This window comes from Parasphingopyxis lamellibrachiae (genome assembly GCF_003385775.1).
Taxonomy (GTDB): Bacteria; Pseudomonadota; Alphaproteobacteria; order Sphingomonadales; family Sphingomonadaceae; genus Parasphingopyxis; species Parasphingopyxis lamellibrachiae.
Genome location: NZ_QRDP01000004.1, coordinates 2,255,739 through 2,276,175 on the forward strand (window position 1 = coordinate 2,255,739; position 20,437 = coordinate 2,276,175).

The window sequence follows — 20,437 nt, forward strand, 5'->3', positions numbered from 1 at the left end:
AATTGTCTCCCTGCTTGCATCTCATGTCTGAAAATCGCACCATGCCACTTCAAGTCGACTTGAGGTCAAGCATGAAAGCACTGGATATTTCCGAGGTGGCAAAACGATCGGGCGTACCGGCCTCGGCGCTGCGTCACTACGAGGAAAAGGGGCTTATCGAATCGATTGGCAGGCGGGGCCTGCGGCGAATATTCGAACCGGTGGTTCTCGATCAGCTGGCGCTGGTTGCGCTGGGCCGCGCTGCGGGCTTTTCACTGGATGAGATTGCCCGGATGTTCGGCGTGGACGGCCGGCCGAAAATCGATCGCGCCATGCTGGCCGCGAAGGCCGCAGATCTTGATGCGACGATCCGCAAGCTGGAAGCGATGCGCGACGGGCTGCGCCACGCGGCGGCCTGCCCCGCGCCGAGCCATATGGAATGCCCTAAATTCCGTCGGTATTTGCGCGTGGCCGCCGCCGGCGCCCATGGCGGCCGCAAGCGGGACAGGCTGGCGGCCCCCTTTAGTTCGGGTACCGGCAACAGCCTTTCACATGATCGTTCACCACGCCGGCCGCCTGTAGATAGGCGTAGATGATCGTCGAGCCGACAAAGCTCATGCCGCGTTTTTTGAGTGCCTCCGATATCGTGTCGGAAAGCGTTGTCGAGGCAGGGACGTCGGCGAAGTTTTGCGGACGATTGACGATGGGTTCGCCGTCGACATGGCTCCAGAGCCAGCTGTCGAAGCTGCCAAACTCCTCCTGCATCGCGATAAAGGCGATGGCGTTTTTACGCGCCGACCGGATTTTCAGCCGGTTGCGGATGATGCGCTCATCCTCGCGCAGGGCTTCCAGTTCCTCATCCGTCATCGCTGCGACGCGCTCGATATCGAAACCGTGAAAGGCCCGGCGATAGCCATCGCGCTTCTTGAGCACCGTTTCCCAGCTCAGCCCGGCCTGCGCGCCTTCGAGGATCAGCATTTCGAACAGCTGGCGATCGTCATGGACGGGGATGCCCCAATCGGTGTCGTGATAATCGCCGTAAAACTCCTTGCCCGGCTGGCCACCGAAACAGCGTTTCCTGCCATCGCTGCCGAGCGTCAGATCCATATGCCGCAGCTTAGCCGAGCTTGCCGAATTTCGCTTCGAACGCCTCGACATTGCCCTCGGCGAGCAGAACGGCCTGCTCCACCCAGCGATCGCGTTCGATGCGCTGGGCGAATGTACCGCCCAGCCTGGCGCCCACGGTTTCGATATCGCCTGCCGTCCAGCCTGCTATCTGTTCGAAACGCTTGACGCCCATTTCCGCCAGGCCTGCGGATGCCTTGGGGCCAAGGCCCTTGATCTGGGTCAGCGTGTCGCCTGCACCGCCGCCGGAGATGCTCGCCCCGCTGCCGCTGCCGTCTTTGGACTCGCCGACCATCTCGGTATCGCCCGGGAAGTCGGGGTTGACTTCAACGCCGGTAAATTCGCCCACCACATCTTCGACCGCGGCCGCCAGCCCGTCGCTAACGCCATCGTCGCCGACTGCGCCTTCCTGCGCGCCGCCGCGTGTTCTCAGCAGAACGACGAAAACGATAACCGCCACGATGGCGATGAAAATATAGATCAGCAGATTCTCAGGCATGGAGGACTCCGAAAGCTTGGGTTTCGGGCTGGCCTATGCCGGGGGTGGACGGCCCATGCAAGGCTGCACGGGCCGTCCTGTCGGAGCGGGGCTAGTTCTTCGAGCCCTCGCTGGTCCCGCCGGGTGCTGTGCGCGCCTCGGCAAGCTCTGTCAGTTCGACGAATTCGCGTCGCCAATAGTCGCTATTGTTGCCGCTTGCTTGGGCGAGCCGGCGAATATCGGCAAAGCTGAATTCTCCCAGATAGGTGTCGCCGCGCAGGCGCTGCCCAAAGGCCGCAACGGCGGCAACGAACGCCATGTCGCCGCGCGGGTTTCGTGCTGTGCCAACCAGGCTGGCGCTTACGGGCTGCTCGATCAGCCGCGATTCGGCTTCGCCGGGCAGCTTGTAGCGCAGCCGGAGATGGGCAAGTTCCGCGCCCAGATCGCCGCGTTCGGCCGTCCGGTTTGCGGCATAGCGCCGCTCGGGCAGCCAGCCGCGCGATCCCGTGGGAACCACTTCGTAAAGCGCTGTTACCTGATGGCCTGCGCCGATTTCCCCGGCATCCACCGTGTCATTGTCGAAATCTTCTTCGGCAAGCAGACGGTTCTCGTAACCGATCAGGCGATATTCACTGACATGGGCCGGATTGAACTCGATCTGGATCTTCACGTCCGAGGCGATGGTGAAGAGCGTCGAAGAAAGCTCCTGTACCAGCGCACGGTGGGCCTCCATCGCGCTGTCGATATAGGCGTAATTGCCGTTTCCGTGATCGGCGATCTGCTCCATCATTGCTTCATTGTAATTGCCAGTGCCGTAGCCGAGCGTGGTGAGCGAGATGCCGGCCTCGCGCTCGCGTTCTACCATCTCGATCAATTGCTCGCGATTGGTGGTGCCGACATTGAAGTCACCATCCGTGGCCAGGATGATGCGGTTGATACCGCCATCGATCATGTTGGCGCGGGCCGCGTCATAGGCGAGGCTGATACCCGCCGCGCCGGCCGTCGATCCGCCCGAACGCAGTTCGCCCAGCGAGGCGATGATCTCGTCGTGGTCGCTGGAGCCGGTAAGGATCGTCTTGGTCGATCCGGCATAGGTGACAATCGAAACCCGGTCGCGCGGGTTCAGCTGTTCCGCCATCATCGCCATCGAGCATTGCACGAGCGGCAACTTGTCGCGGCTGTGCATCGAGCCCGACACGTCGACGAGGAAGACGAGGTTGGCCGCAGGCCGTTCGCTCCGTTCGATATCGTAACCGCGCAGGCCGATACGCAGAAGCCGCGTATTGGCGTTCCACGGCGTGGTCGCCATGTCGGTCGTGACGCTGAACGGCTGGGTACGATCGCGCGGGCGATCATAATCGTAGCGGAAATAGTTGAGCATTTCCTCGGTGCGGACCGCCGCGCGCGGCGGCGTGCCGCCCTGGTTCAGGAAGCGGCGGACATTGGCATAGCTGCCTGTGTCAACATCGACGGCAAAGGTCGAAACCGGGGTCTCGGCCACGGCCATGATGCTGGCGACGGCTTCGCCCGCATATTGCTCGCGATTCTGCGGGGGCTGCGCATAGCCGCTGACCACGCCAGACGCGATGCGTCCGCGGCCGACGGCATCGGCGACTGCCTGCTCGGCTGCAACGGGAGCGGGTGGCGGCGGGGATGGCATCGGGGGCGGAGGAGGGGGAGGAGGAGCAACACCCGTGGGCGCGCTCTGGACGCTCGATGGCCGATAGCGGCGGCGATCATATTCATCATTGTCCATGGCCAGAAACGGCGCACAGATCTGATCGGCCGTAGCAGGCGTCATGGGCCGCTGTGTGGCCTGGCCCGGTTGTACCGAATAGACAAGCCCGGTCAGAACGAGCGCCGCCATCGGCGCAAATGCAAATAGCCGCATTGGAAATCTCCCCTCAGCTGCCGACCCAATGTAACAGTATCACATCATCCCCTGAACCGGAGCTTAATGTCTTTTGTCAGCCTTTGGGGTAACCTAGAGGCGACCGTTCATTTTTCCAAATTCCCGCTCAAAGGCCGCAATATCGCGGTTGGCGAGCATGCGCGCCTGATCGACCCAGCGATCGCGGCTGACCCGGCCTTTGAAGGTACCGAGCTGCGAATCGACTTCTGCGACCTGGTCTGCGTCCCAATCGGCAATCTGGGAAAAATGAAAGACGCCCAGCCCGTGGAGCATATCGCCCAGCTTGGGGCCGACACCTTTGATGAGCGTAAGATTGTCCGGTTCACCGTTCGGTTCGGTCAGAAACGGCGAAGGTGCCGGGGTCGGTTCTGCTACGGCTTCCGGTTCGCTATCCGCGACGGGTTCTGGTTCGGGTTCCAGCGCAGGTTCAGGCTCGGCATCGGCGACGGGTTCCTCAATCGTCGGGAGTTCCGCGACCGGCTCGGGCTCAATGGCTGGCGGAGCGGGAGGAATGATCGGGGCGCTGACCGCAGCATACCCAAATTCCGCCTCCTGTGCATCGCGCGACGGATCGCGCCAAATCCATGCGCCGATAATGAAACCGAGTATGGCCGACAGCGACAAAACCAACCAGAGGCTAGCGATCAAATAGAACATCCATCGCCCTCCCTAGGCTGCTTCCCGGCCCCAGATCAGCCAGGCGATGCCCAGCCCGATCAGGAAAACCGCGATATTCAGGAGAAGCAGCTCGATCCACAGTGCAAACATCAGCCTGCTCCCCCATTTGCCAGACTCACGGTGAATTCGATCCGCCGGTTTGCAGGATCCACCGGATTGCCTTCCAGCGGTTCGTTCGCACCCTTGCCAATCGTTGTCAGCATATCGGCCGATACACCGCGTTCGACCAGCGCATCGCGCACGGTTGTCGCGCGAAAGGCCGACATTTCCATCGTGACATTCGGCCGTCCTCCGCCGGTACCATGGCCAGCTATTTCGATCCGGACGCCGGTACAGTCGTGCGCAATTTCCGCCATCCGGTCTAGCAGTCGTTGCGCCTCCGGGTTGAGATAGGGTGAACCGCTGCGGAACTGGATCCGGTGGCTGGCGATCACGGCGTTCAGTTCGTCGCGACATGTTTCTGCCGCCGTTGCTTGGGCCGTTGCCATTTCCACTGCCTCGGCTGGATCGGGCCGAGCCCATGTCGCGGAGGAGACGCCGTCAAGCGCCTGCACCGCTTCGAGGAGCTCAGCGCGTTCCATATTCGGCAAGTCGCCGGCCAGCTCCAGTGTCCGGCGTACCGGGCTGCGCGGCACTGAGACACCGACATTGCCTGCACCGCGCGCGGTCAGCGTCTCGGACGCCCGGCTCTCAATGTCATCGGCGATCGCCCTGGCCTGACCGAATGGCTCCAGCCAGACCCATGTCAACAGGCCCACGGCCAATAATCCGACGAGAAATTTCGCCTGTGCCGACACTGATTTTGCTCCCGCCCGCCCCGAAAATCAGGCCTGAATCTCTGGCCTGAATCTCCGGAGTGTGTCGGCCTTTCGAGATTTTTGCAAATCGTTAACCACGTTCCAGTTCGCGCCATCCGATGTCCGCACGGTAGAAACCGTCGGCGAAGTCGACTATTTCAAGCGCTGCATAGGCCATGTCACGCGCCTGCCGGAGCGTTTCGGCCTTGGCCGTTGCGTTGAGCACCCGGCCGCCGCTTGATATCAGGGAATCGTCTTGTTTCGTTGTTCCTGCCTGGAAAACCTTTGCGCCGCCGGCATCGGCCGTTTCGATGCCGGAGATGGCACCACCGATTTCGGGTGTGCCCGGATATCCCCTGGCGGCCATCACGACCGTCATTGCGCTTTGGGACGAAAAGGCCGGCGTTTCTATCTCGTCCAGCCGTCCCTCTGCGGTGGCCAGCATCAGATCGAGAAGGTCCCCCTCGAACCGCATCATCAGAACCTGGCATTCGGGATCGCCAAACCTGACATTATATTCGATCAGCTGCGGCCCCGTTTCGGTCAGCATCAGGCCCGCAAAGAGGACCCCGCTATAAGGTGTGCCGCGACCGGCGAGGGTTTCCACGGTCGGCGTCACGATCTCCGCCATCACGCGTTTCGTCGTTGCTTCGTCAAGAACAGGAGCCGGACTATAGGCGCCCATACCTCCGGTATTCAGCCCTGTGTCGCCCTCGCCGACGCGTTTGTGATCCTGCGCCGTGCCGAACGGGACGGCCGTTTTTCCGTCGACCAGCGCAAAGAAGCTCGCCTCTTCTCCTACGAGAAACTCTTCGATGACGATTTCGGCGCCCGCCTTGCCGAAGTCCCCTTCGAACATCCCGCTCACCGCAGCTTGGGCTTCTTCGGCCGTTTCGGCGATGATGACGCCTTTCCCGGCCGCAAGTCCATCGGCCTTGATGACAACCGGCAGGCCAAATTCTTCCAGCGCCGGCAAAGCGGCATCCGCAGATGTGAAGCGCGCGTACCGCGCCGTCGGAATGCCTGCTTCCGCGCACAGATCCTTGGTGAAACCCTTGGATCCCTCGAGCCGTGCGGCCTCCTTGTCAGGCCCGAACACGGGAAAACCCATTGTGCGCAAATTGTCGGCGAGACCGTCGACCAACGGTGCCTCGGGGCCCACCACGACCAGTTCGATCGAGTGTTTGAGGCAGAAGTCGATCGTTCCGCGATGATCGCCATCCTTGATCTCGACGATTTCGGCATGCTCGGCTATTCCCGGATTGCCGGGTGAGGCAAACAGCTTTGTCAGCTTGGGCGATTGCGCAATCTTCCAGGCCAGCGCATGCTCGCGTCCGCCCGATCCAAGTAACAGGACATTCATGCAGTCTTCCTCTTCAGATATGTCGTCGCCGGAAAGCGGCCGGAACGATCCCGGCGCTGCGCTCCTAGCGGAGACACCGGCGGGCGACAATGCGCCGCCTCTTTCCGTTTCGGAAATTTCGCGGGCGCTCAAGCGCGCGGTGGAGCAGCGCTTTGGCCATGTTCGGATCAAGGGGGAAATTTCAGGGTTCAAGCGGGCGGCATCCGGGCACTGCTATATGGGTCTCAAGGACGAGTCTGCGGTGATCGACGGTGTGATCTGGAAAGGGCAGGCCAATCGGCTGGCCTTTGTTCCCGAGGACGGGATCGAGGTGATCGCGACGGGCAAGCTGACCACCTATCCGGGACGTTCGAAATATCAGATCGTTATCGAACGGCTGGAAGTGGCCGGCGAGGGCGCCCTGATGCAATTGCTCGAGCAGCGCCGCAAGGCGCTGGCCGCCGAGGGCCTGTTTGCGCAGGAGCGCAAGCAGCGCCTGCCCTTCCTGCCGAGTATCATCGGTGTCGTGACCTCGCCGACGGGCGCGGTCATTCGCGATATTCTGCACCGGCTTGCAGACCGTATGCCGAGCCATGTCATCGTCTGGCCTGTTATCGTGCAGGGGGAGGGGGCGGCTGAGCAGGTGGCCCGAGCGATACGGGGCTTCGACGCGATGGGCGCCGGCGGCGTTATCCCGCGGCCCGAACTGCTGATCGTTGCACGGGGCGGCGGTTCCATCGAAGATCTTTGGGCTTTCAACGAGGAAGCCGTTGTCCGCGCCATTGCCGATTGTGCGATCCCGGTCATATCGGCCGTTGGCCATGAAACCGATACGACGCTTGCCGATTTTGCAGCCGATATGCGGGCGCCGACACCGACTGCCGCCGCAGAATTGGCCGTTCCTGTGCGCGCTGAACTGCTTGCGACCCTGGACCAGGCATCGCTACGCAAGGCGCAGGCGATCCGCCGCCATGTCGAGCGTCTGGCCGAACGTCTGGCCAATGTGGCTCGGCTGCTGCCCAGACGGGAGAGCCTGTTGACCGCGCAGGTGCAAAAGGTTGACGAACTTGCGGAGCGATTGCCGCGTGTCTTGCGGATCAGGCTCGATCTGGCGCAGAGTTTCTTTGCCCAGCGAACCGGCCGATTCCGGCTCGATCTTGTGCGGTCGCGCCTGCTCGACGGAAAGGTCCGGCTGGATGGCGTGTCGCGATTGCTGGACCAGTTGCACCCGGAGCGGCCATTGGAGCGCGGCTATGCCAGGATAACGACGCGCGACGGCAAAACGCTGGTCACGGCCGCTGACGTGCGATCCGCCGAGGCGATAACGCTGAAATTCGCCGATGGCGGGGTTGACGCGCGGGTTGAGGAAGCGGGCAAGGCATCATATTCTAGGCCTGAGAAGCCCAAATCCCGGAAATCGACGGCCAAGCCAGGCCAGCCCGGATTGTTCGATTAAAGGAGTAGCCATCAATGTTGACGTCACGAAGCGGGGGAGCCGCCAAACTCCATTATATGGCCAACAACTTCCGCATGCTTTCGCCGGGCGACCATGTGCTGTGCGCGGTCACCGGAGAAGCGATTCCGCTGGATGACCTGCGCTATTGGAGCGTCGAGCGGCAGGAGCCCTATGCGACGGCCGAAATTTCGGTGCGCGCTGCGGAGAAAATGGGATGAGGCTGCGGATGGCCGGCATAACGCTGTGTATTGCCGGGTTTGGCGCGGTTTCTTTTGCGGCAATGGCGCAATCCGCCAATGTTGTTTCCGCAGATGCTGTTGCCGAATCGGATCGTGCCGCATTCTCTTTCGACGGAACTTTCCGTCAGGGCGGCGTTGTGCGCGGTCGTGCGCCGTCCGGAACGCAGCGCCTGATGCTGGACAGTACCGAAATAGCGCTGACCGCGGAAGGAGAGTTTCTCATCGGTTTCGGCCGCGATCATGGGCCCTCCGCGACCCTGGCCGCCGAATTCGACGATGGGCGGCGGTTGGCCGAGATTTTGACAATTGCGCCGACCGACTGGCGGATCGAACATGTTAACGCTGCGCGCCGGGGAGGGCGTTCTTCGGCGGACTTCCAGCGACGGCGCGCACCGGAAATCGCCCAGATCGTCGCAGCCCGCGAAATCCGGTCGGAAACCGATGGCTGGCGGCAGGATTTCCTGTGGCCGGTTACTGGCCGTATAAGCGGTGTGTTCGGGTCCCAGCGCGTATATCGGGGGGAGCCGGGCTCCTACCATGGCGGGGTCGATATTGTCCGGTCCAGCGGAACACCGGTCGTGACGCCTGCGGATGGGGTGGTGGTTCTGGCAACTCGGACGCCCTTCACGCTTGAGGGTTATCTGGTGATTATCGATCATGGCATGGGGCTGAACAGCGCTTTTCTCCATCTTTCGCGCATTGACGTGGAGGAAGGGCAGCGCGTCCAGCGGGGCGAGAGGATTGCGGCAATCGGTTCCAGCGGCCGTGCAACCGGACCCCATCTTCACTGGGGTATGAAATGGGGCACCGAGCGAATCGATCCCCGTTTCCTCGCCGGGCCGATGCCCGTGAACCGATCTGGCGGAGACCGATAGGCTCTCGATTTTCAAGTGTTTTCGGGCAGTGAAGCGCCGCAAAAGGCTAGCATATAGCGATTCATCGGGGCCTAAACCTAAACTGTTGCATTTTGGCGACATATTCCCGCGAACCCGTTCTGGAAGCTGAACCTTTGCTTTACAGCTCGCCCTTCTCCATGCAGTGACGCTCCAAGCCTATGGATGAGCTGCGCGTGTCGTATGTTCGGACCAATCCTAGAAAGGCTAGAATTTTAGGCCGCGATCGTGCGGTATCTACTCCAGAGATAAGGGGCTGGAAACGTGACCAAGACTTCCAAATTTACTCAACTCAAGACGGGTGCTGCACCTGTCGTGATCGGCATCGCAATGATGTCGACGCCTGCCTTCGCGCAGAATAACGAACAGCTGGCGGCCGCTACGGCGAACCAGCCATCCATCGTTGTTACGGGTACGCGCATTACGAACCCGAACCTCGAGCAGTCGAGCCCGATCCAGGTTGTTGGGGGCGACGAGATTGATTATCGTCAGGCAACCAACGCTGAAGAGCTGATCGGCGAACTGCCGGGCATCGCGCCGGGCACCAACAGCTCGGTCAACAACGGTTCGAACGGTACGTCGACGCTGAACCTGCGCAACATCGGTTCGACGCGCAGCCTCGTCCTTCTGGACGGTACGCGCCTCGTGCCTTCGACGATTGCCAGCCAGACCGATTTGAACATCATCCCGGTCGCGCTGGTCGAGCGCGTTGAAGTCATCACCGGCGGTGCTTCGTCGGTGTACGGTGCCGACGCCATTTCGGGCGTTGCCAACTTCGTGCTGCGTCGCGATTTCGAAGGTCTTGAAGCTGCCTTCACCTTCGGCATCAACGAGCGTGGCGATGGCGAGCGCATCCGCGGCGATGTCACCCTGGGCGCCAATTTCGACGATGGTCGCGGTAACGCGTCGTTGAGCATCGGCTACCAGGAAGTCGACGATGTGATTCAAGCCAGCCGTTTGATTTCGCAGAATGCTACTTTCGGTGGCAACGCTCTGGGTTCGGGTACTTCGGTCCCGACGCGCTTCAACGGCCAGCAGATCGATCCGGCCGGTCAGACTCTGGTTCCGACCTACAACACGTTCAACTATGCGCCGTTCAACTATTTCCAGACGCCGTTCGAACGTTACAACATCTTCGGCACGGCCAACTATGAAGTTGCTCCGGGCATCGAAGTTTACACCCGCGGCATGTTCACCAATTCGACGGTGAGCCTGCAGCTGGCACCTTCGGGTCTCTTCGGCGATCCGTTCGCTCTGCCATTGAACAACCCGTTCCTGACGGACACCCAGGTCCAGCAGATCTGCGCCAGCTTCGCTGTGCCGATCGATCCGGTAACCTGTACGGCGGCTCGCAACGCGGCCGATCCGAACGATCCCAACTATCTTGCGCCGGATGTCATCATCAACCGCCGTCTGGTTGAGCAGGGTCCGCGCCAGACTGACATCGTCACCAACCAGTTCCAGATCTGGGCCGGTGTGCGCGGCGATCTCAGCCCGACGATCAGCTATGATGTCTATGCGACATATGGCGAATCGCAGCGTACGATCACGCGCACCAACTGGGGTCTGAAGTCGCGCATCGAGCAGGCGCTCAACGCGACCAGCACGACGACCTGTTTCGATGCATCGAACGGTTGTTTCCCGCTCAACCTGCAAGGTGGCGGACCGGGCGGCACGAACATCGATCCGCGCTCGGTTGCCTTCTTCAACCAGCCTTCGGGCTTCACCGACTCGACCTCGCTGTCGGTCGTCAACGCCTCGCTCAACGGTACGTTTGGTGAGACGGGCTTCTTCACGCAGACCCCGATCGGCTTCGCTGTCGGTGTCGAGTATCGCGAATATACGGCCAGCCGTATTGCCGACGTTTCCGCCGGTACGCAGGACGAAGTTCTCGGCACCGGTGCTCCGGCTCCGACCTTCAGCGGCCAGTATGACGTCATCGAGGGCTTTGCCGAGCTGATCGTGCCGATCCTCGAAGACGTTCCGGGCTTCTACAGCCTCCAGGCTGAAGGCGGCATCCGTGTGTCGGATTATTCCAACACCGGCACCAGCACGACCTGGAAAGCGGGTGGTAGCTGGGAACCGTTCGAAGGCTTCCGCTTCCGTGGTATCTACTCGGTATCGGTGCGTTCGCCGAACATCGGTGAGCTGTTTGCCCCCGTTACCACGGGCTTGACGCCGCTTCCGGTTGATCCGTGCGCTGGTGCCAACCCGGTGGGCAATGCGACCTTGACCGCGATCTGTATCGCACAGGGCGCACCCGCCGCGACGATCGGTGCAATTCCGCAGCCTTCTGCCGCGCAGATCAACGCGACCTCGGGTGGCAACGTCAATCTTGATGTTGAAGAAGCCGAATCGATCACACTCGGCCTTGTGGCGACTCCGCCGCAGGTTCCGGGCCTGGTTGTCTCGGTCGATTATTTCGACATCGAAGTGACTGGTGCTATCACGACGCCGAACCCGGGCGACATTTTGACGCCTTGCTTCGGTCCCAACGGAAACGGCAACGGTTCGGATCCGGCGCAGTGCGCCAATATCGGTCGTAACCCGATCAACGGTTCGCTGAACGGCGGTGGCGAGACAGCTGGTCTTATTCTCCAGCTCTCGAACCTGGGTGAACTTAAGACCAGCGGTGTCGACTTCCGGGTCAACTACACGCTGCCGGTCAGCTTCGGTTCGATCAACTGGGACCTCAACGGTACCTGGACCGATTCGCTGACGTTCAACGCCAACCCGGCCAACCCGAACAATCTCACTCGTGAGTGCGTTGGCTTGTACAGCGGTAACTGCGAACCGATCACGCCGGAATGGGCGTTCAACCTGCGGACGACAGTCAGCATTGACGATCTTGTCGACGTCTCGCTGCTGTGGCGCTGGATTGACGGTGTGGAATATGAATTCCGCGGTCAGGGCAACGGCTTCCTCGACGAATCGGAAGCCTTTGACGATGCGAGCTATTTCGACCTGACGGTTCGTTCGAATGTCAGCGAGAATTTCGACATCACGCTGTCGGTCTTCAACCTGCTGGATCGCGATCCGCCGAAAACCAGCTCGTTTATCGGTTCGAGCTCATATAACTCGGGTGAAACCTATCCGACGACGTATGACACGCTTGGCCGTCGTTACTCGGTTACCGGTCGCCTGCGCTTCTAAAGCGTTCGACCAAACCAAAAAAATCAGGGCGGTGAGGGAGACCTCACCGCCCTTTTTTGTATGACCTGCTGGCTTGCGCGGCCGCACGATATGGTTGAAACGCGATAAATCGGCACTTGGTGAATAGGATGATGCGCGATGGCTTCTGATGCAGGAGCACCAGTTGGAGCGGACGATCCGCAAGCGCTTGTTAGCCAGGCCCTTCAGTTACGTGATGCAGGCAGGGCGAAAGACGCGATCGCGCGCGTCGAGGCGGCGCTCAAGAAACACCCGGACCATTTGCGGCTCTGGCATGTGCTCGGGCTGCTGCATCGCGCCGAAGAGGATTCCGCAGCAGCGATAACGGCCTTTGCACGGGCGGTTGAACTCGCGCCAAACGATCCGAAAGTCACCCACGCTCTTGCTCGGGTTACCCTGGAGGCCGGGCGGCCGGATGTTGATTTGTTCGATGCCGCCCGAGCCTGTTCTCCGGCGGACGGTTCCGTTCTTCTGGGGCGTGCCGCCGCGCAGTCCGCATTGGGCCAAACTGAAAACGCGATTGCCGATCTTGATGCAATTCTCCTCCAAAGCCCGGAATGGATCGAAGGTCAGGAAGCGCTCGCCGGTTTCTACTGGATGATAGGCCAGCGCGAAAAGTTTACCGAAGGCTTCGAACGGGCGCTGCTGGCTGCTCCCCATAACAGCCCGTTATGGTTCAAAATGATAAATTCGCTCATCCAGGTTGAGCGTTTCGCCGAGGCCGACACGGTAGTCGCGCGCGCGCGGTCTTCGGTGAAAGAAGTGCGCAACCTCGATATCTGCGAGGCGATCTGCGCGTCGGAGCTGGGCGATCACGAACGCGCGGATCGGTTGTTTGAGCGCGTTGCCCCACATGTAGAGATGCCACTCGCCGTCCGGTATATGCGCCATATGCTTCGCACCGGCAGGCCGGAAGAGGCAGCACGATGCGGGGAGGCCCACAGAAAAGATGCGGAGGCCAATGAAATGTGGCCCTATCTCGGATTGGCATGGCGGATGCTTGACGACAAGCGCTGGCGCTGGCTTGAGCGTGATGAGCGACTGATCAAGACTTACGACATCGGAGACCGGGTCGACATGGAGGAGCTCGCCGCGCATTTGCGGACGCTGCATGTTCTCAAGGCAGACATGGCCGGCCAGTCAGTTCGCGGCGGAACGCAGACCGATGGCCCGCTATTCGCGCGCGCAGACAAGCAGATACGCGCATTGCGAGCGGCCATCGTCGATACCGTGGCTTGCCATATGCAAACCCTGGCTCCGATTGACCCTGATCATCCCATTCTCCGCTTCGCGCCCGGCAATGTGCAATTTGGAGGCTCCTGGTCGGTTCGCCTTGCGGGGGCTGGCCGCCACACCAATCATATCCATCCCATGGGCTGGTATAGTTCCGCGCTGTACGTAAGCCTGCCATCACCGGGCCAGCTCGGCGATCCGCCGGCAGGCTGGCTGGCCTTTGGGCAACCGCCCGAAGAGCTGGCGCTCGATCTGCCCGCCTATCACACGGTGGAACCCAAGGTCGGGCATCTGGCCTTGTTCCCCTCTATCATGTGGCACGGGACTGTCCCCTTCGACGATGGCGAAAGGCTAACTGTCGCTTTCGACGTCAAGAAACCGTCTGGAAGCGGAAGTTAGTCCAAAAGCCGGCCGGCAGGCTGCATGGCGATACCCAGTCCCCGGGCAACCGTTTCTACCCACAATGCGACTTTTTCGATCTCGTCGGCATGAGCGCTGTCGCCGGCGGCGCGCTCCCGTTTTCTCTCGTCAGCGTCGAATTTCTCTCCAAATTTGGAGTGGCGGTGAAACACGTCGCTATGCGCAATCTCCTGAGCTTGAACTGAACCGATACCCAGATCGAACAAACTCCCGATACCTTCCAGCGTTTCTGCCGGGCGGGCCAGGAAGGACTCACTATCGAGCGACCGGATGCGCTCCTCTCCGAACTCAGCCAGCAACAACTGGTAAATCCGGTTCTGGACCAGCCAGGCGAGGCCCGCGATCTGCAAGTCCGTCTGGCCGAAGAGCTCCTCTTCGCTGAATCCCAGATCGGGCCTGTTGGAGCCGTGCAGTCCGCGGAACAGCTCCCGGCCCCACAGTCTGCCCGTAATTCCCTTGCGGGCTATCGAATTGAGGAACACCCGGATTGGCGCGTAGAGGAAAATTGCCTGGCTGGATGGGGAGGTCGCCAAAATCGTTTTCGCTTGCCGGTTCACAACGCAGGACGGCTTGGCGATCACGGCTTCCCCGGGTTCGAACGGCCGTGCGAGCAGTTGCAATGTCCGGGCGAACACCGCCGGATAGCGGTCTCTATGCGCCCCCCGATCGAAAAAACCGACCATATCGCGCAACAATGTGGGCTCGCTCAGACTGGTCGCTTTGCCAGGCAGTTCGAGCGCGCGCGTCAAAAGCGTGGAACAGCAAAAGCCCGAATGGAAAATGAAGTGAATGGGGGTCCGGTTCGGTTCCAAAACTCCCAGTTCGCTTCTCGATACAATTTCCGTGTGCAGATCGGGAGGCAGATATTCGTCGGACAGAAATGTCGCTTCCCCCCGTGCTCCGCGCGGAAGGTGGACAAACTGGTAATTGTCGCTCGCTTCATCGTAGCGATGGGCCAGCCATGCGGCATCTTGAAGTTCAATCATTGCCCATTGGCTACCAGTTTGCGGGAAATGGACCAATGAATATTTGGTCTGCCGCTCCGTCTTTTGGCTGGAATTTCCGCGCCAACCTTGTCGTGCAGCAATTATGCGGTTAGTTTCCAGCATCCTATCGAGAATGAACGGCATTTTTCGAACATTAACTTAGCGAAGGTTTCCTTATGAAAAAGCCTCTATTGGTCCTCTCACTGTCTGTCGTGGTTGCAGCTGCGCCCCTGCACGCAATGACCGAAGAGAGCAACGCTTCGGCGGACGATGTAGCGGCTGAAGAAGCCGTCGAAGAAGATCCTTCCCAGCGGGTTCGGTGTCGAAACCAGCGAGTGACGGGTTCCAACGCAAGGCGGATCCGCGTGTGCATGACGATTGCGGAATGGAGCGAGCTCGCCCGCAATGGCAATCGCGATGCGCGCAGGGTTCTTGATGATGCTCAACGCGATTCGACGCAGCGCAACTAGTCTCGGCGCTGCCGGAGCAGCGCTATTCTACCGACACAGTTACCAAGAACCGTTCGCTTAAGCGAATAATTGTATGGAGTGAGCATTGAAGTTACCTTTTGTTGCATTTGTTATGTCTGCTTTTGTTTTTAACGTGCCTGCTTCTGCCTCGGTTGAGGACCAGGAAACGGTATCCGAAAATATTGATGCGGCTGAAGAGGAAGATCCGTCCCAGAGAATTCGGTGCCGGAACCGGCGCGTTACCGGTTCCAACGCGAGACGGATACGCGTGTGCATGACGGTTGCGGAATGGAGCGAGCTCGCGCGCAATGGCAATCGCGATGCGCGCAGGGTTCTTGATGATGCCCAGCGCGATTCGATAAACAGAAATATCGATCCGGGATTCTCGGTAGGTGGCCCCGAATAGGGAAGCTTCTCTCTGTTCATCAGTTTACGAACCCGCGCGACCGTGATGAATCCAGGCCTGCCATCGAAATTTAACCGATAACGACCGACGCAGCTGTCAGATATGGTGTCGTGGCCGGTGTCTCACGGGTTCCGACGCCAGGCGGATACCTGTGTGCATGACGATAGTGGAATGGTGCGAGTTCGCCCGTAATAGTAGCCGCGATGCGCGCGGGCTTCCTAATCGCCTTCAGCACGATTCGACGCAGAGCGGCTCATTCGATATGATCGACGCCGGGTACAGTAGTGAATTACCTATGAAAGTAGGCCCTCGATGAAATATGGCCTTTCAGTGTTCGCTTTGTCGTGTTTAGCGCTTGCAACCCAGGCGTCCGCACAAGCAGAAGGCGGCGAAACGGCGACCGAAAATGTTGCGGTTGAAGAAGTCGATGACCCGTCGCAGCGGATACGCTGCCGAACCCGGCGCGTAACCGGTTCGAATGCCAGGCGTGTTCGCATCTGTATGACGCTCGCCGAATGGGAAGAAATGTACACCAGCGGCAATCGCGATACCCGGGACGTTTATGATCGTTCCCGGGTTAACAGCTGCGCCGCTGTCAACTGCCCGAATTAGTCGGTTGCCAATGTCGGGTAGGAACATTTTCATTCGCATCCGGCGATAGCAGGCTTTCTTGGTGGGCCGGCTAACGGATCCGCGCGACCGAGATGAAGCCCGTTCTGCCTTCGATACGCAATCTGTAGCCGCCGATACCGCCACGCGATACTGTCGCGGTCGATCCGACGCGTATGCGTCCGCGCAGGGTGGTGTTGCTGCCTTCGCGCCAAATCTGGCCGTTCTCCAGGAGGAATACGCGCCGCCGTGTCCCGTCGATGAAGGTTTCCGTGATAACCGATGTTACCGACTCGGGCTCGGGCGGTGCGAGGTCGGCAACGTCTTCTGCTGACCCCCCGCGTTCCTCAGACCGGCGCAGCTCGCGCTCGTAACGTTCTTCAATCTGTATTCCAGAAAGCCCGAAATCTTCGACTGTGCGGCGCCTTCTCCGCTCCTGGCGGGCCTGTTGGGCGGCATCGGCACCGGATAGCGCTGCATCGAAGCAGGCGAGCCGCGCGGGCCCCTCGGCAATCGTGCCGCACTCCCGGAAAGGTTCAAGGGCCTCTTCCCCGTCATCGGCATGAGCGGGTGTCGCCATGAATAATGGGAGCGCGGCCGCGGCGATCGGGGTGAGTCGGGAAATACGCATCATCTACAACTCCGGAAGGGCGGTATCGTCATTGATACTGTTCAAGCATCATTACCGATAATCGTCCGTCTGGCTAGGCTTGGTGACTAGGCGTTTCGCGTTCCTGTGACGAGCCAGGCGATCGGTTCGGCCAGACCCCGGATCTGGATCGGGCCGGGCGGTGCGCATTGAAATGCGCCGTCGAGCGATGCGAGGAACGCCTCGATACCGGGTTCGTCTAGCGCGACCTTCAGAAGCGCGCCGAGAACGCCGCATTCCTGCGCCAGATTCGTATCGATCCGATCAAGCTCGCCTGCTCCTTTCTTTCCGCCGATCCGGATCGCATTATCCACGCCTGCGGCAATTTCGCGCACTACACTCTGGTCGGGATGGTTCCGCGCGATCAGCGAAAACGCCTGGGAAAGCAACGCAGTACTGGACCCTGGCTGGACAACGGCAGAGCGCGCCATGTTGAGGATTGCGGATTGAGCGATGGCATTCAGCGCCGCATATCGGCTTCGGTTTTGCGCGACGATCGGGCTTGCGGCATGATGGACGACCAAGCGGAGCGAGGCACCGGTCTTTGCAACGCGCGCCATTTCGGGGGCGCTTTGCCCGATATCGCTATATTCCACCCCGAACTGGCTCGACAGGCCATCGAAACTCTCATCGGCAAAGGAAAGCGCGGCAATATCGGTTTCGCCGACGAGCCTGACTTTTTTCGTTCGCGTTTTCGGCAACACGGCATAGTCCACGCCTGTTAAATCGAGGCGGTCGTTGCCGCGCAGAAGGGAGCGCATGACCGCCCCCGTACCGCAAGCAAGATCGAGCAGTTTCGAACCCGGTGCAAAGCCCTGGGCGAACTCTTCCCATAGTTGCGCCAGTTGCGCTTCGACGACGGGCGGCGCGCCCGGCAGGCACCCACCCGCTTCGCCCATCTGGGCCCAATAGGCGCTCCATGCTTTGGCTTTGGTCATGCCGAAAGACTTAACCGAAAGTCATGGCAAGTGCACCATCTCCTTCATCGACTTTCACGGTTGTGCCATCCAGCACATCGCCGCGCAGGATGGCATCGGCCAGTGGGTCCTGCAGATATTTCTGCACCGCGCGTTTGAGCGGCCTTGCGCCGTAGACGGGATCGTAGCCGACCCGGCCCAGCCACTCGCGCGCCTTGTCGCTAAGCTCGATTGCGATCTTGCGATCCTTGAGCAACTTGCCGACACGGGCAACCTGGATGTCGACGATCGGCGCCATATGTTCCTGGCTGAGCCTGTGAAAAAGGATGATCTCGTCGAGCCGGTTCAGGAATTCGGGGCGGAAATGCCCGCGTACCGTTTCCATGACTTGCGGCTCAACCTCGTCGACCGTCTGATCGTCCCCGAGTGAAGACAGATACTGGCTTCCGAGATTGCTCGTCAAAATGATCAACGTGTTGGAGAAATCGACCGTGCGGCCCTGGCCGTCGGTAAGCCTGCCATCGTCCAGCACCTGGAGTAGTACATTGAACACATCATTATGCGCCTTTTCGACCTCGTCGAACAGGATCACCTGATAGGGGCGCCGGCGAACGGCTTCGGTAAGCACACCGCCTTCGTCATAACCGACATAACCCGGCGGCGCGCCGATCAACCGCGCGACCGAATGCTTCTCCATGAACTCGCTCATATCGATGCGGACCATTGCCGACTGGTCGTCGAACAGGAATTCGGCGAGCGCCTTGGTAAGTTCCGTCTTGCCTACGCCGGTTGGCCCGAGAAACAGGAAGGAGCCGAGCGGCCGGTTGGGGTCCTGCAAACCGGCACGCGATCTGCGAACGGCTGTGGACACGGCTTTGACGGCATCTTCCTGGCCGATGACGCGTTTGCCGATCGCTTCTTCCATCGCGAGCAACTTCTCCCGCTCGCCTTCCAGCATCCGTTCCATCGGAATGCCGGTCCAGCGGGCAACGATCGAGGCGATATCCTCGCTCGTCACTTCTTCGCGCAGCATCGCGCCCTCGGTCGCCTCACCAGCTTCTGCCAGCTTGCGTTCGAGATCGGGGATTGCGCCATAGGATAGTTCGCCTGCCTTGGCGAGATCGCCCGCGCGCTGCGCCTGTTCCAGCGCAATGCGCGCTGCATCGAGCTGTTCCTTGAGCGCGGCCTCGGCGTGGATCTTGTCGCGTTCGGCCTGCCAGCGCTGGGTCAGCGCGGTATTCTCTTCCTCGAGATTGGCAAGTTCGCTGTCGATCGTCGCCAGCCTGTCTTTCGAAGCATCGTCCTTTTCCTTGGACAGAGCCTCGCGCTCGATCTTGAGCTGGATGATCCGCCGATCAAGCGTTTCGATTTCTTCGGGCCGGGATTCCACTTCCATGCGGATCCGTGAGGCGGCTTCGTCCATGAGGTCGATTGCCTTGTCGGGCAGAAACCGGTCGGTGATATAGCGTTCGGAGAGGGTTGCGGCGGAGACCAGCGCGCCATCGGTTATCCGTACGCCATGATGGAGCTCGTATTTTTCCTTGATGCCGCGAAGGATCGAGATGGTGTCCTCGACATTGGGTTCCTCGACCATCACCGGTTGGAAACGCCGCTGCAGGGCCGGATCCTTCTCGACATATTTGCGATATTCGTCGAGCGTCGTCGCCCCGATACAGTGCAGCTCGCCCCGGGCCAGTGCCGGCTTCAACAGGTTGGAGGCGTCCATCGATCCTTCGGACGCGCCGGCGCCAACCAATGTGTGCATCTCGTCTATGAACAGGATGATCTCGCCCTCGGCGTCTTTGACCTCGTCGAGTACGCCCTTGAGCCGCTCTTCGAACTCGCCGCGATATTTCGCACCGGCGATGAGCGCGCCCATGTCGAGCGCCATCAGTTTCCGGTCCTTGATTCCGTCGGGCACGTCGCCATTGGCAATGCGCAGGGCCAGACCTTCGGCTATCGCGGTCTTGCCGACGCCGGCCTCGCCGATCAGTACCGGGTTATTCTTGGTACGGCGGGCGAGAATCTGGATGGTGCGGCGAATCTCCTCGTCGCGACCGATGATCGGATCGATCTTGCCGTCGCGCGCTCGCTCGGTGAGGTCGTTGGCGAATTTCTTGAGTGCATCATACCGGTCTTCGGCCGAAGCAGTGTCGGCCGTGCGGCCGCCCCGCAGTTCGTTGATTGCCTCATTCAGCGCTTCGGGCTTCAATCCCGCATTATCGAGCGCATCGCCAGCCGATATGCCCTTGGCGAGGGTAAGCGCGAGCAACAGCCGTTCAACGGTGACATAGCTGTCGCCGGCGGTATTGGCGATCTGCTCGGCCTGGTCGAGCACCCGTACGGAATCATTGTCGAGCTGGGGAGTCTGCTGTGCTCCGCCGCCGGATACCTGGGCGATTTTCGCCAGCGCGGCATCATTTTCCCGCACCGCTGCTTCGGCGCTGCCGCCGGCGCGGGCGATAAGGCCCGATGCCATACCCTGATCGTCCTCCAAAAGCGCCTTGAGGAGGTGGTCTGGCGATACCCGTTGATGGTTCATCCGGATGGCAACGGTTTGCGCCGATTGCAGAAAGCCCTTGGCGCGATCGGTGAATTTTTCGAGATTCATAAGTTCGTCCCTGTTTCGCTCTTTGGTCCGATATAGTGTTGCGAAAATACAACACAAGGCGTTGCC

The 20,437-nt window shown here is 60.5% G+C and carries 18 protein-coding genes; 8 read left to right on the top strand and 10 right to left on the bottom strand.

What is annotated here, in order from left to right; all coding sequences use genetic code 11:
- The first annotated feature begins 71 nt into the window (after positions 1–71).
- Complete coding sequence (locus tag DFR46_RS11295; RefSeq protein ID WP_116236532.1) at positions 72–575, top strand: helix-turn-helix domain-containing protein; 504 nt, start codon at positions 72–74, stop codon at positions 573–575.
- On the opposite strand, the gene DFR46_RS11300 is transcribed toward DFR46_RS11295, so the two are convergent.
- The 6 genes from DFR46_RS11300 to purD all read right to left on the bottom strand — a co-directional run bounded on the left by DFR46_RS11300 (position 502) and on the right by purD (position 6,332).
- Positions 502–1,086: a DNA-3-methyladenine glycosylase I gene (locus tag DFR46_RS11300; RefSeq protein ID WP_116236533.1), complete on the bottom strand. Its 585-nt coding sequence runs from the start codon at positions 1,084–1,086 to the stop codon at positions 502–504. The two genes, DFR46_RS11295 and DFR46_RS11300, sit on opposite strands and share 74 nt — an antisense overlap.
- 10 nt (positions 1,087–1,096) lie before the next feature.
- Entirely contained in the window at positions 1,097–1,603 is a 507-nt protein-coding gene (locus tag DFR46_RS11305; RefSeq protein WP_116236534.1) for a hypothetical protein, read from the bottom strand.
- Between the two features lie 91 nt (positions 1,604–1,694).
- Entirely contained in the window at positions 1,695–3,473 is a 1,779-nt protein-coding gene (locus tag DFR46_RS11310; protein ID WP_245953829.1) for a vWA domain-containing protein, read from the bottom strand.
- A gap of 93 nt (positions 3,474–3,566) precedes the next feature.
- On the bottom strand, positions 3,567–4,151 hold the full coding sequence (locus tag DFR46_RS11315; RefSeq protein ID WP_116236535.1) for a hypothetical protein: 585 nt from the start codon (positions 4,149–4,151) through the stop codon (positions 3,567–3,569).
- A 110-nt stretch (positions 4,152–4,261) separates the two neighbouring features.
- Entirely contained in the window at positions 4,262–4,969 is a 708-nt protein-coding gene (locus tag DFR46_RS11320) for an OmpA family protein (protein ID WP_147297675.1), read from the bottom strand.
- 91 nt (positions 4,970–5,060) lie between these two features.
- A complete protein-coding gene (gene purD / locus DFR46_RS11325; RefSeq protein ID WP_116236537.1) occupies positions 5,061–6,332 on the bottom strand; it encodes a phosphoribosylamine--glycine ligase in 1,272 nt (423 codons plus the stop codon).
- Positions 6,333–6,351: 19 nt separating this feature from the next.
- Between purD and xseA the strand changes: the two genes are divergently transcribed.
- The 5 genes from xseA (at position 6,352) to DFR46_RS11350 (ending at position 13,702) form a co-directional block, all read left to right on the top strand.
- Complete coding sequence (gene xseA / locus DFR46_RS11330) at positions 6,352–7,767, top strand: exodeoxyribonuclease VII large subunit (RefSeq protein ID WP_116236538.1); 1,416 nt, start codon at positions 6,352–6,354, stop codon at positions 7,765–7,767.
- 14 nt (positions 7,768–7,781) lie between these two features.
- The gene (locus DFR46_RS11335) at positions 7,782–7,985 is read left to right on the top strand and encodes a DUF2093 domain-containing protein (protein ID WP_116236539.1); all 204 of its coding nucleotides are present in this window, start codon (positions 7,782–7,784) and stop codon (positions 7,983–7,985) included.
- Between the two features lie 8 nt (positions 7,986–7,993).
- Positions 7,994–8,881: a M23 family metallopeptidase gene (locus DFR46_RS11340; protein WP_245953830.1), complete on the top strand. Its 888-nt coding sequence runs from the start codon at positions 7,994–7,996 to the stop codon at positions 8,879–8,881.
- A gap of 282 nt (positions 8,882–9,163) precedes the next feature.
- Positions 9,164–12,052: a TonB-dependent receptor domain-containing protein gene (locus DFR46_RS11345; RefSeq protein ID WP_245953831.1), complete on the top strand. Its 2,889-nt coding sequence runs from the start codon at positions 9,164–9,166 to the stop codon at positions 12,050–12,052.
- Between the two features lie 138 nt (positions 12,053–12,190).
- On the top strand, positions 12,191–13,702 hold the full coding sequence (locus tag DFR46_RS11350) for a putative 2OG-Fe(II) oxygenase (RefSeq protein WP_116236541.1): 1,512 nt from the start codon (positions 12,191–12,193) through the stop codon (positions 13,700–13,702).
- Here DFR46_RS11350 and DFR46_RS11355 read toward each other — a convergent pair.
- Positions 13,699–14,709: a hypothetical protein gene (locus DFR46_RS11355; RefSeq protein WP_116236542.1), complete on the bottom strand. Its 1,011-nt coding sequence runs from the start codon at positions 14,707–14,709 to the stop codon at positions 13,699–13,701. The genes DFR46_RS11350 and DFR46_RS11355 overlap by 4 nt on opposite strands.
- Before the next feature lie 176 nt (positions 14,710–14,885).
- On the opposite strand from DFR46_RS11355, the gene DFR46_RS11360 reads away from it, so the two are divergent.
- Both DFR46_RS11360 and DFR46_RS15005 read left to right on the top strand, forming a co-directional pair.
- On the top strand, positions 14,886–15,179 hold the full coding sequence (locus tag DFR46_RS11360) for a hypothetical protein (protein WP_147297676.1): 294 nt from the start codon (positions 14,886–14,888) through the stop codon (positions 15,177–15,179).
- A gap of 274 nt (positions 15,180–15,453) precedes the next feature.
- On the top strand, positions 15,454–15,585 hold the full coding sequence (locus DFR46_RS15005) for a hypothetical protein (protein ID WP_281270031.1): 132 nt from the start codon (positions 15,454–15,456) through the stop codon (positions 15,583–15,585).
- A 682-nt stretch (positions 15,586–16,267) separates the two neighbouring features.
- Here DFR46_RS15005 and DFR46_RS11375 read toward each other — a convergent pair.
- The 3 genes from DFR46_RS11375 to clpB form a co-directional block, all read right to left on the bottom strand.
- Positions 16,268–16,828, bottom strand: a complete 561-nt coding sequence (locus DFR46_RS11375) for a hypothetical protein (protein WP_116236546.1) — start codon at positions 16,826–16,828, stop codon at positions 16,268–16,270.
- Between the two features lie 83 nt (positions 16,829–16,911).
- On the bottom strand, positions 16,912–17,781 hold the full coding sequence (locus DFR46_RS11380; protein WP_116236547.1) for a methyltransferase domain-containing protein: 870 nt from the start codon (positions 17,779–17,781) through the stop codon (positions 16,912–16,914).
- A 10-nt stretch (positions 17,782–17,791) separates the two neighbouring features.
- On the bottom strand, positions 17,792–20,371 hold the full coding sequence (gene clpB, locus DFR46_RS11385) for an ATP-dependent chaperone ClpB (protein ID WP_116236548.1): 2,580 nt from the start codon (positions 20,369–20,371) through the stop codon (positions 17,792–17,794).
- Positions 20,372–20,437: the final 66 nt, after the last annotated feature.